Below are 12,799 nucleotides of genomic sequence, written 5' to 3' on the forward strand. Positions count from 1 at the left end.
TTTATTAAGCTTCTTTAACTATTTTAAGCATTGAATTATACAATCTACTCCAACCTCTCCATCTCAAATAATTACTCAAACTTTCGTTATGGAACACTGTAATAAAAGTACCATTAACTGCTTTTACTTCGTTTTTTAAATCTCTAATTTTTCCTAACGATTGCTTGGGTGTAAACTTCTTATAATCGTTAAGTGTTGCATCCATAAGTGCAAATGGAAAGATTTTTAACGGTGTTTGAATTTCAAAATCTAAATCGTAAAAATAAAAGGGAGTACATGTACTTGCTCTAAAACCTACATAACTTGCATACCCCATTGAATAATCTTCTTCTATTTCTAAATCAATCAATTGTTGATAAGTTTCAGGCAACGAAACTCGTAAATAATGTTGTTTTGATCGTTTAATAGGAATATTAGTAATAGCCTCTAAACGCTCTTTTTCTTTCTTTAACAAAGAAACATCGTTCATGGTGTAATATGACGGATGCAACCCTACTCGAGCATAATCTACCATATCTTTTATCAACAACTTGAATTTTCTTTTTGAAGTAGAAACATTAGTATCAAATGTTGTGTAATCTCCTATTAAAAAGAAAAAAATGGTTCTTACATTATACGTTTTCTTTAATTCTATAATCTTTTCAAAAGTATCAAACGGGTCTTTTTTTAGATTGAAAAGCACTGCAAACCTATCCCAAATTGTAAAAATTTTAAACTGTGATGCATCTTTTAAGAAACCTCCTATAGTTCTTATAAAACTCTTGTGTTTGTATGCATAAGCATTATCAATATCTATTGTTGAAATATATTGATAACTTCTTTCTTCGTTTTCAAAATCGGGAAACTTATGTTTTAACACTTCTAAAAACTTATACGCCCAAATATCAACCAATGGTTTTTCTAAAAATCCGTTTTCATAAGCTACGCTTTGAGTTGCTGAAAAACGTCCGTGTTTATCTTTAATATGCGGTAAATATTCTTCGTACCTAGAAATTAAATAAAAACTTGCGGCAAAAATATCAAACGGAATTTCTGAAGCTTCAATTGTAGAAAAAAAGCACGGTACTCCTTCCCATTCTTGTATATTGATTTCAACATCTTTTATCCCTTGTTGAAATAACAACTCATTACTCTGAACAAAAAATTCTTTCCCTAAAGGTACGTTGGTATATGAAAACTTTGGTCCGTTAAAGGCTACAAACTCTTCAACTTTACCTGTAAAATCTATTTCAACCTGTAAAATACGTGTAAAAATTTGTTTAAAAATATAACGAACTCGAGGAGTAACTTTATGGGTGTAAATCAGTATCATACTCATTAAATATTAGTTGTAAAACCTACAACTATAAGATGCTTTCATCAGCAAAGCTAAAATACGCTTTTTCAGTAATAATTAGATGGTCTAACAGTTTAATATCTAGAGTATCTCCTGCTTTCTTTATCTTCTGAGTTAGCTCTATATCACTTCTACTAGGTTCTAACTTTCCTGAAGGATGGTTATGGCATACTATAATTCCGACAGATGATAATTCAAGCCCTCTTTTATATAACAAACGTACATCAACCAAAGTAGCGGTAAATCCGCCTTTACTTAGTTGGTGTTTTGCCAAAACTTTGTTTGAATTATTTAAATACAACACCCAAAACTCTTCATGTAGCAAGTCTCCTATTAGTGGTTGCATAATTTTAGCCACATCTTTAGAACTACTTATTTTTGGCGTTACAACTTTTTCTTCAAACTGCCTTCTTTTTCCAAACTCTAAAGCTGTAACTATTGATATTGCTTTTGCTTCCCCTATTCCTTTAAACTTCATTAATTCTTCTACAGATAGCTTTGCTAGCGAACTTAAATCATTGTTTACTGACAATAAAATTCTTTTAGCCAAACCTACAGCACTCTCTTCTCTATTACCTGATCCTATTAAAATAGCTATTAACTCTGCATCTGACAAAGCTACTTTTCCTTTTAATAATAGTTTTTCTCTTGGTCTATCATCTAATGCCCATGATTTAATTGAAATCTTTTTCATTTTTTTCTTAAGTAGATTTATAAAGATAACATTTTTTGCACAACCAAAAGAAGCACAGTATCTTTGCAGTCAGTCTTTTTTTAAATTTAACTATGAAGATTATAATAGCCGGGGCTGGAGACGTCGGTTTTCATTTGGCTAAACTCCTTTCTTACGAAGCGCAAGACACCTATGTAATAGATTTTGACGGTGAAAAGTTAGAATACCTAAACAATCACTTAGATGTGATTACAAAAAAAGGTGATGCTACCTCAATTAAACTATTAAAAGAAATAGGTATTAGTTCGGCTGACCTTTTATTGGCAGTTACTGAGAGTCCTAATACAAATTTCACAATTTCTGTAATAGGAAAAGCATTAGGAGTAAAAAAGACCATTGCTAGAATTAGTAACCCTGAGTTTTTAAATAATCCTTGTATTAATTTTAAAGATTATGGTGTAGATTTTATGATTTCTCCTGAAGAATTAGCTGCAGAAGAAATTAAATCGCTTTTACATCAGTCTTCCTTTAACGATACCGTTGCTTTTGAAAATGGTGTTTTCAATATTATGGGAACTACTCTAGGCTATAAATCACCGATTCTTGATCTTACTGTAAAAGAGACAAAAGAAAAATATTGTTTAGTAGATTTTATTACCATAGCTATAAAACGTGAAGGAACATCGCAAACAATTATTCCAAGAGGAGATACCGAATATAAAATAAACGATCAGGTTTATTTTTCCGTTCCAAAATACAGTATTGATAAGCTTTACCCTATTATTGGTAAAGACCATATTGATATTACCAACGTAATGATTTTAGGAGGAAGTCGAGTTGGACGAAAAACAGCTAGAAAACTTTGCAAAGACAACTTTAAAGTTAAACTTATTGAAAAAGACAAAGACAAAGCTTTACAATTAGCCGAAGATCTTCGAAACACACTAGTTATTTACGGAGATGGTAGAGATTTAGAGTTGTTAGAAGAAGAAAGCATTAGAGAAATGGATGCCTTTGTAGCTGTAACTGGTGATTCTGAAACAAACATTATGTCTTGTCTTGTAGCAAAATCTAAAGGAGTTAAAAAAACGGTTGCCTTGGTTGAGAACATGGACTACATAAACATTTCTCAAACCATAGGAATTGATACTTTAATCAATAAAAAACTAATTGCTGCTAGTAATATTTTCCGCCATATTCGAAAAGGAGAAATTGTTGCTTTAGCTAATTTACATAATGTTGATGCTGAAGTTTTTGAGTTTGAAGTAAAGCCTAATGCAAAAGTTACCAAAAAAATAATCCGTGAGTTACGCTTCCCTAGAGAGGCTATTATTGGAGGTGTAATTAGAAATGGTGAACCTTTAATGTCTTTTGGAGATTTTCAATTACAAAGCGGAGATAAGGCCATTGTTTTTTGTTTACCTGAAGCAATAACAATTGTAGAAGACTTATTTAACTAATGGGAAATCTTAATCTAAAATTAGTTTATCGCTTTTTAGGAGTTACAGCTATCTTAAATGGATTATTTATGTGGCTTGCTGTTCCTGTTAGTATATATTATAATGAAACTGCTAAACTAGGAATTTTAAATGCAGGAATCATTACAATTACCCTTGGTGCTTTACTATATTTTTTTAATAAACCTGACAATAATAATATCCATAAAAAAGAAGGATACCTTATTGTAACTCTTGGATGGTTAACATTGTCTTTTACAGGAATGTTACCCTATTTACTTACTGAAAGTATCCCTAGCGTCACGAATGCTTTTTTTGAAACCATCTCTGGATATTCAACAACAGGTTCTTCTATTTTAACAGATATTGAATCAATGCCAAAAGGGATTTTATTTTGGCGTAGTGCTACTCATTGGATTGGGGGTATGGGAATCATTGTTCTTACCATTGCCATTTTACCTTTATTAGGTATTGGGGGTATGCAACTTTTTATGGCTGAAGCTCCAGGGCCTTCAGCAGATAAACTCCACCCAAGAATTACCGATACTGCTAAACGTTTGTGGTTAATTTACGTTTTATTGACTGCTGTTGAATTCTTATTATTAAAAGTAGCGGGAATGACTTGGTTTGATGCCATAAACCATGCAATGGCTACAGTAAGTACTGGTGGGTTTTCAACCAAAAACGCAAGCGTAGCACATTGGAATGATACTCCTCTAATTCAATACATCATAATCTTTTTTATGTTTATAGCGGGTACCAACTTTGTACTTACCTATTTTGCATTAAAAGGAAAAGTAAGAAAAGTTATACAAAGTGAAGAATTTAAATACTATTCTTTCGGAATTATAGGGATATCTGCTATTGTAGCGCTTATGATTATCTTTTTTCAAGATCCGAATTTACAAACAACCATAGCACATCCAAAAGTATGGGGAGATGCAGAAAGTGCTATTCGCCATTCATTGTTCTCTGTAATTTCAGTCGTAACCACAACTGGTTTTGTAACTGCCGATTTTACTATGTGGAGCTTTTTTGTTACTGCTATATTTTTCTCTCTATTTTTCTTAGGTGGTTCTGCTGGGTCTACCTCTGGAGGTGTAAAAGTTGTTCGGCATATCATTATGCTTAAAAACAGTTTTTTAGAATTTAAAAAATCACTACACCCTAACGCCATAATACCTGTGCGTTATGACGGAAAAGCTGTAAGCCAAACTATTGTATTTAACATTCTTTCATTTTTTGTTTTGTACATGTTAATATTCATTATTGGTACTGTTGTTCTTGCCCTTTTAGGTTTAGATATAAAATCTGCCTTAGGAGCCTGCGCTTCTTCTTTAGGTAATATCGGTCCTGCTATAGGAAGTGTAAGTCCTGTTGATAGCTTTAGTCACCTCTCTGTGGGCGCTAAATGGTTTTGCTCTTTTTTAATGCTTATAGGTCGTTTAGAATTATTTACCGTTTTAATTTTATTAACACCTTTTTTCTGGAGAAAAAACTAACCGAGATAACACACAGTAACTAGTAAATATTATTTCTACTTTAAACGTATATGCCTTAAAAATATACGTTCACATACCAATCAAACACGCTTAAACAATAGAATTAAAGTTTAGTTCAGTTTGTATTTAAATTTGGTTTTAGAAAACAAATATTCAACATTTAGCAATTTCACAAACTTGCAACCAAAACTATAATTAACAAATAATTAGATAGTTACGTAAAGCATATTGTTTTTTTTACTAAATTGTTGTTCTAAACATTAACTACTAAACTTTTATTACTTATGGATCCATTTATAGGAGAAATTGTTATGTTCGGAGGAAATTTCGCTCCAAGAGGTTGGGCATTTTGCGATGGCCAATTATTATCAATTGCACAAAACACTGCTTTATTTTCAATTTTAGGAACCACTTATGGTGGAGACGGAAGAACAACTTTTGCTTTACCTGATTTAAGGGGTAGAGCCCCAATAGGTCCTAGACAAGGACCTGGTTTATCTGATTACAGATTAGGTCAAAGAGGTGGTGTAGAAACGGTTACCTTAAACATTACTCAAATGCCAAGTCATAATCATGCAACTCAAAATAACACAGCTGCTGACCAACATATTCAATTAAGTACTGATGATGCTGTAAATGAAACACCTGCTCCAGGAGATGTTCCTGCTATAGGAAATTTTGCTGATGGGGTAACTACCCAAAAAGTAAAAAACTTTGGTCCTGCAACAAATACAGTAAATGGACAAACCATTAGTGCTAACGCTGGTTTAAACATACTTAATACAGGTGGAAATCTACCACATACTAACGTACAGCCTTATTTAGCTGTTAATTATATTATTGCTTTGGTAGGTATTTTTCCTTCTAGAAATTAAACGTCTACAAGTACTCTTATTCATGATAAGAGTATTTTTTTATCTATTTATCTTATTGAATCAATCTGGAAATTATGAAAAAAACTACTTATGTTTTCTATATAAAAAGGCTATCTCCTGCTTTTTTTATTATGCTTTGTCTAATGTCAGTTCCTTGTTTTTCACAAACTCTTTCAGGCGCTTCAGTCGAGTTTGTAGAATTAGGTCAAACAAAAACTGTTAATGGTTCTGATCAATCACTTGATGCAACTCCAGCACAAGCAACATATGATGTAGAATTTAAAGTTTCAGGAGAAAATTATTATGTCGATGTAGATGGTGATAAAATAATTATTGGAGCTAGAAATGGTACTGTAATATCTGCTGTAAGCTCAATAACTTTTAACTTTTCTGGGGGAACTTTTAGCAGTATAACAGGAGCTTCATTTAATTCTGGAGCTTCTACAGGAACAAATACTAGTGGTGTCTCAGCATCTTTTACGGCTACCAGTGTTACTATATCTGGCATACAAAATAAAGACTTTGCCCAAGGTTATGGACTTGGAAATATGGGAACAGTTGTTTTTGATATTACTACCGCTGGCGTAGCAAACACAGCCCCGGTAATAGACGGAGCAACTTCAGGTCAAAATGTAAATGATAATAGTACAATTTCTCCTTTTTCTAGTATTACAACCACAGATGCTGATGGAGATAACTTATCAGCAACTATTACTTTAGATAATAATGCAAAAGGATTATTAACAGGTACGGGACTTTCTGGTGCTGGTCCTTATACTATAGCTAGTACTACACCTACTGATTTACAAACAAAACTAAGAGCTTTATCTTTTAATCCAACAGACAATAGAACAGCAACAACAGAAACCACCACTTTTACAGTAGTTATTAATGATGGTACTGCTAATGATACAGACAACACAACAACTGTGATTTCAAATGCAGTTGCACCTTCTGTTTCTAGTGTGAATGTACCTGCCAATGCTACTTATATAACAGGACAAAATTTAGATTTCACTGTGAATTTTGATGAAAATGTAACTGTAAATACTGCAGGTGGGATACCGCAAATAGCTATTACTATAGGCGCTACTACACGCCAAGCAACCTATATTAGCGGTAGCGGAACAAGTGCTTTAGTTTTTAGACATACTGTTCTTACAGGAGATCTTGATACTAACGGTATTGCTGTTGGTTCGTTAGCTGCAAATGGGAGCACTTTAAAAGATGCAGGAGGTAAAGATGCTATCCTAACTTTAAACAGTGTGGGATCTACATCAGCGGTTTTAGTAGATGCTGCTGCTCCAGCTGTAACAAGTGTTAGTGTTCCCGCAAACGGTAATTACCTTACAAGTCAAAACTTAGATTTTACTGTAAATTTTGATGAAAGTGTAACTGTTAACACTACAGGTGGAACTCCACAAATAGCTATTACTATTGGAGCAAATACGCGTCAAGCAGTTTACCTAAGCGGAAGCGGAACAAGTGCTTTAGTTTTTAGATACACAATACAATCGGGAGATTCAGATACTGACGGTATAGCTGTTGGTACATTAGCAGCAAATGGAGGAACGTTAAAAGATGCTGTTTCTAACGATGCTGTTTTAACATTAAACAGTATTGGTAATACCACCAATGTTCTTGTTGGTATAGAAACTGTTACTTGGACTGGAGCAACTGATAACGATTGGAATACAGCATCAAACTGGAATCCTAGTGTAGTTCCTCCAACCAATGCTAATGTTATTATCCCATCTAGCTTAACAAACTACCCAACAGCTTCATCAGCTGTTACTTTTAATTCTTTAACAATTAACAATGGAGCTTCTTTCATACCACAAAGTATTGTTACTGGTACTGTTACTTATAAAAGAAGCTTACCAACTACAAACTGGTACTTAGTATCACCTCCTGTTGCTGGTGAAACTTTAGAGGATATTATTGCTAACCATACCTTGGCTTCTGGAACTGGTGGTAATTTAGGATTAGCTCCTTATAGCAATATTACTGGGCCTGCATGGTTATATGTCCAAAGTGGTAATACAGGAACAATAACTAATGGAACAGGTGTTTCTATTAAGTTAGCTACTCCCGGAGAGGTTTCAATCAGTGGAACAGCTAATACCTCTAATATTGCTAAAGCTATTTCTACAGGTAGTAGAACTAATTACAACCTTGTAGGGAACCCGTATACATCATATATTAATTCTGCTAGTTTTACAGCTGCAAACTCATCTATACTTACTAGTGAGACCATTTGGTTATGGAATGGTACGCAATACACTACCCGAAACGCAGCTAACCCAATTGAAATTGCTCCTGGTCAAGCTTTCTTCGTGGAAGCTGCAGCAAGCAACAATGTTATCTTTGCTTTTTCAAACCAAAGTCATCAAAATTCAGATACATTCATGAAGCAGGAACCTATTCCTTCAATTGAGCTATCTGTTAATAATAACGAAATCAAGAGATCTACGCAAGTCTTTTATATATCAGGGAAAACTACAGGATATGATAGAAGTTATGACTCGAAAATGTTTGGAGAAGATACTTCTGGCTTAGCTGTATTTACTGAGCTACTCACAAATAATCAAGGAAAACAATTAGCTATTCAAACATTACCCAATAATGATTATGAAAAGATGATTATTCCTATTGGTTTAAGAGCTAATGCTGGTGAAGAAATAACTTTTTCTGTGAATTTTGAAAACTTACCAGATAACCTTAAAGTATATTTAGAAGATAGAAACAATAACACTTTCACTAATTTGTCTGAAAAAAACTATACTACTACGCTTAGTAAAAATTCTAATAGTACAGGACAGTTCTATCTACACACAAGTGCTAAAAACTTAAGTCCAAACCTACCTAATGAAACAAAAGGTATAGAATTATTTAAACCTAAAAACAGTCAAGTCATTATAGTTAAAGGGCTTCAAAATCAAAAAGCTACTTTAAAAATGTTCTCTTTATCAGGTAAACAAGTTTTTAATACCACTTTTAACTCAAATGGTTATACTGAAATTTCAGCACCAAAACTAGCTTCAGGTGTTTACCTTGTTGAGTTAGTTTCAGATTCTATAAAAACGAATGCTAAAATTATTTTAGACTAAAAAATTAAGAATTATGAAAAAACAAACTAAACATAACAACAAAGACATAACTAGAAAAGAAGCTTTAAAGAAGATAGGAAGCTACAGTAAATATGCCGCTTTAACAGCTTTAGGAACCTATATGATTTTAAATCCGCAAAAAGCACAGGCAGCAAGTCCTGAAGATCCTGGTCAAGATTTCTAATTTTATTTAAATACCTATACTAAAAGACCTCGATAGATTTATCGAGGCTTTTACTTTAAAAAGTTATGAAGAATAATACAATTAGACAAAACATTGAAGATAAAAGCATTATCTGGTTCCAAGACAACAATGAATATCTTGTTGTAGAACCTTTGGTTGCCGAAACACTATCTCTTTTAAACAAAAAAATCAGCAAAAAAGAAATTGTTTCTCAAATAACTAAGCAAGTTAACATACCTTCTCAACAAGCAATTGACCTTGTTGCAGATATTGAGACTTTACTTGTTTCTTCAGAAGAAAAAAACAATAAAAAGTTACCGCCAGTAACCAAACCTAAAACTTTTGAAGTTGTAAAATACTACAGTATAAACAATTTATACTTTAAAGTAAGCTACGCTTCTGATGCGGAAGCTTTCTTAATACATCCAAAATTTACTCATTTAGAAATTAAAAACACTACTAGTATCGACCACCAGTTTGAAGTATACAGTAACGATAATGCTATTTCTTTTTCGGTAGATGATATTCTTATCGATACTTGGAATTTAAATGAAGTTCATTTTTTTCAAGGAAAGTTTTCAATGGAGTTAGTGCAGAAAATACATCAAAAAAATGAAGATGAATGGATAGGTACTTTTCACGCATCTGCTGTTAGCGATGGTGATAATGTTATTCTATTTTTAGGAGATTCTGGCAACGGAAAAAGTACTTCATTAGCATTATTACAAGCTAATGGATTTACTTGTTTAGCCGATGATTTTGTACCTGTTGACAACTCTTTAAATGTACATAGTTTTCCTTCTGCTATATCTATTAAAAAAAACAGTTTAGAAACACTACTTCCAATTTATCCTGAATTAAAAACATCTGCTGAGTATCATTTTAAAAAACTTAATAAAATTGTTCGGTACTTACCTACCAACAACAAAAATTACTCTTTAAAACTTCCTTGTAAAGCCTTAGTTTTTATCAAGTATCAAAAAAATAGTGATTTAATAATTAATAAAATTTCAAACATTACAGCTTTTGAACAATTAGTACCTGATTCGTGGTTATCTCCCCTCCCTGAAAATGCTAAACTTTTTTTAAATTGGTTTGAAAAGTTACCCTTCTATCAGCTAACTTACTCTGATAATGAGAAAATGATTTCAACTGTAAAAAAAATCTTTGCTGATGACTTATAAAGAAGCTTTATTATTTATTGGGAAGTGTCTAACTATTACTCACGAAAAAACGAATAGAGATTTAGTTGAAGAAAAAATTAAATCAGGATTGATTGATTGGGATACTGTAGTTAAAGTAAGTACAACTCACTATGTGTTTCCTGCATTGTATTGCAATTTAAAACGAGCTGATTTTTTACACTACTTACCTACTGATTTAGTCGAGTACATGCAACACATTACTGACTTAAACAGAGAGCGAAATCAGCAAATTATAAAAGAAGCTATAGAAATCAACGAGCTTTTACTCTCAAACAACATCACTCCCTTTTTTTTAAAAGGAACAGGAAATTTACTTGAAGGACTTTATGAAGATATTGCTGAAAGAATGGTGGGCGATATTGATTTTTTAGTTGATAAAAATCATGTTGAAGCTACTTTTAATACCCTAAAAAAATACGGCTATACTGATAGAGTTTCTGAGCTTTTTGATGATCACAGGCATATACCTAGAATTACACATCCTGAAAAAATTGGGGCTATTGAAATTCATAAAGACATGTTACGAAAAGAAAAGGCTACATTTTTCAACTACAAAACTGTTAAAGACTCTTTATTAACAACTAATAACATTACTGTTTTATCAATTGAAAATCAAATCAAGCTAACCGTATTTTCTAAATTGATTAATGATAATGCTTACTTTCTTAAAGGCATCAGCTTAAGAGGAGCTTATGATGTTTTTCTTCTAGGGAACAAACTAAAACCTGAAACTATAATTACAGACACAAACCTATCTAAAGAATTAAATGCTGGTTTAGATTTATACAGTTTTATTTTATCTAAACCACAGAACCTACAATACACTTCAGACAACAAAAGTCAGCAATACATTAAAGATTGTTTACAAAGCTTAACTCCAAGTAGCTCTAATAAAACCAAGAAAAAGATGTTAAGCCTCTACTTAAAATTATTATCTAGACTTCAAATTTTATTCAAAGCCCTATTTAATAAATCTTATTTTTTATTTGTTTACTCTAAAATAACTGATGTTAATTGGCTAAAAAGAAAGCTTGGTTTTAAACCAAGCCCTTAACCTCATCAAAATCTAACCCTCCATAATTACCTGAACTCATCAGTAATAAAGCTGTATTCTCTAAGTTTTGACTGAATAAAAACTCTTTAAATTCTTGCGGATTAGTATATATAATCAAATCATCTCGCTCAAAAGCATTCGCTATTTGTGCTTCAGAAACTTCTTCTAGCTGTTTAATTTTTACTGCATGAGGAGAATAAAACACCACTGCTCTATCTGCCTTATCTAAAGCTCCTTTATATTCTGATAAAAACTCAGCATTTAAACTTGAATAGGTGTGTAATTCTAAACATGCTAACAAAGTTCTATCTGAATATTGATTCTTAACCGCAGCTGTAGTTGCTGCTACTTTAGATGGTGAATGTGCAAAATCCTTAAACACTACTGATGAAGAGTTTTCAGCAATCTTTTCTAATCGTTTGCTTGCTCCTTTAAAACTAGCAATGGCTTCATAAAATTCATCTTCATCTATTCCCATGTGCTGACAAATCCACTTGGCTCCTGCTAAGTTTTGTAAGTTATGATCTCCAAAAATTTCTAACGGTAAATCTCCTTCAGAAGTTTCTAAATAAGTTGTTCCGTTATCGATAAAATAATCAGGAGTATCGTATGGATACTTCTTTATCGGATGAGTAGAACTTTCTACCACTTCTTTTAAAACATCATCTTCCTCATTATATACCATGATTCCTCCATTCGTTAAAGAATCAGTAAAAACCTTAAATTGTTCTACATAGTTTTCAAATGTTGGAAATACATTAATGTGATCCCACGCAATTCCACTTAACAAAGCAATATTCGGTTTGTATAAATGAAACTTCGGACGTATATCTATCGGCGAACTTAAATATTCATCACCTTCTAACACAATAAATTCATTTTCCTCTGTCAAATGCACCATCGTATCAAAGCCTTCTAATTGTGCACCTACCATATAATCTACTTCTCTTTCATGATAATTCAACACATGTAAAATCATAGAAGTTATAGTAGTCTTTCCATGTGAACCACCTATAACTACACGAGTTTTATCTTTAGATTGCTCATATAAAAATTCTGGATACGAATAAATTTTCACTCCCAGTTCCTGCGCTTTTAATAACTCAGGATTGTCTTTTTTTGCATGCATTCCTAAAATTATAGCATCTAAATCGTTAGTGATTTTTTCTGGATACCAACCAAACTCTTCTGGCAACAACCCTTTATCAGCTAAACGAGTTTTTGATGGATCGTGAATCGTATCATCACTTCCTGTTATTTGGTATCCTTTTTGTTGTAAAGCAATGGCTAAATTATGCATTGCACTACCCCCTATGGCTATAAAATGAATTCTCATGTAGTAAATTATCTGTAATGTATAAAAACCCAAAAATACAAAACCAAGTAAGAATTTTAAGTATCTT

Annotated in this window: 10 protein-coding genes; 7 read left to right on the forward strand and 3 right to left on the reverse strand. The window is 32.4% G+C overall.

The features are described 5' to 3' along the window. Positions 1–4: 4 nt before the first annotated feature. Together ACKTSU_RS10535 and radC are read right to left on the reverse strand one after the other, a co-directional pair. Positions 5–1,318, reverse strand: coding sequence for a DUF7033 domain-containing protein (locus ACKTSU_RS10535; protein WP_408036344.1), 1,314 nt, complete (start codon positions 1,316–1,318; stop codon positions 5–7). A gap of 25 nt (positions 1,319–1,343) precedes the next feature. Then, on the reverse strand, positions 1,344–2,030 hold the full coding sequence (gene radC, locus ACKTSU_RS10540) for a RadC family protein (protein ID WP_408036345.1): 687 nt from the start codon (positions 2,028–2,030) through the stop codon (positions 1,344–1,346). Between the two features lie 92 nt (positions 2,031–2,122). On the opposite strand from radC, the gene trkA reads away from it, so the two are divergent. From trkA to ACKTSU_RS10575, 7 genes are all read left to right on the forward strand, one after another. Then, complete coding sequence (gene trkA, locus ACKTSU_RS10545; RefSeq protein ID WP_408036346.1) at positions 2,123–3,469, forward strand: Trk system potassium transporter TrkA; 1,347 nt, start codon at positions 2,123–2,125, stop codon at positions 3,467–3,469. Beyond that, positions 3,469–4,968, forward strand: coding sequence for a TrkH family potassium uptake protein (locus ACKTSU_RS10550; RefSeq protein WP_408036347.1), 1,500 nt, complete (start codon positions 3,469–3,471; stop codon positions 4,966–4,968). The genes trkA and ACKTSU_RS10550 overlap by 1 nt, the downstream gene beginning before the upstream one ends. Positions 4,969–5,252: 284 nt before the next feature. After that, on the forward strand, positions 5,253–5,843 hold the full coding sequence (locus ACKTSU_RS10555; RefSeq protein WP_408036348.1) for a phage tail protein: 591 nt from the start codon (positions 5,253–5,255) through the stop codon (positions 5,841–5,843). Between the two features lie 143 nt (positions 5,844–5,986). Continuing rightward, positions 5,987–8,953 carry a T9SS type A sorting domain-containing protein gene (locus ACKTSU_RS10560; protein WP_408036349.1) on the forward strand — a complete coding sequence of 989 codons (2,967 nt, stop codon included), beginning with the start codon at positions 5,987–5,989 and terminating at the stop codon, positions 8,951–8,953. Between the two features lie 13 nt (positions 8,954–8,966). After that, entirely contained in the window at positions 8,967–9,137 is a 171-nt protein-coding gene (locus ACKTSU_RS10565) for a hypothetical protein (RefSeq protein ID WP_408036350.1), read from the forward strand. A 65-nt stretch (positions 9,138–9,202) separates the two neighbouring features. Further along, positions 9,203–10,321 carry a hypothetical protein gene (locus ACKTSU_RS10570; RefSeq protein WP_408036351.1) on the forward strand — a complete coding sequence of 373 codons (1,119 nt, stop codon included), beginning with the start codon at positions 9,203–9,205 and terminating at the stop codon, positions 10,319–10,321. Continuing rightward, positions 10,311–11,396 carry a nucleotidyltransferase family protein gene (locus ACKTSU_RS10575; RefSeq protein ID WP_408036352.1) on the forward strand — a complete coding sequence of 362 codons (1,086 nt, stop codon included), beginning with the start codon at positions 10,311–10,313 and terminating at the stop codon, positions 11,394–11,396. The genes ACKTSU_RS10570 and ACKTSU_RS10575 overlap by 11 nt, the downstream gene beginning before the upstream one ends. On the opposite strand, the gene ACKTSU_RS10580 is transcribed toward ACKTSU_RS10575, so the two are convergent. Continuing rightward, a complete protein-coding gene (locus ACKTSU_RS10580; RefSeq protein ID WP_408036354.1) occupies positions 11,380–12,732 on the reverse strand; it encodes a UDP-N-acetylmuramate--L-alanine ligase in 1,353 nt (450 codons plus the stop codon). The genes ACKTSU_RS10575 and ACKTSU_RS10580 overlap by 17 nt on opposite strands. Positions 12,733–12,799: the final 67 nt, after the last annotated feature.

Source organism: Tenacibaculum aestuarii, from assembly GCF_964510395.1.
Classification (GTDB): domain Bacteria; phylum Bacteroidota; class Bacteroidia; order Flavobacteriales; family Flavobacteriaceae; genus Polaribacter; species Polaribacter aestuarii.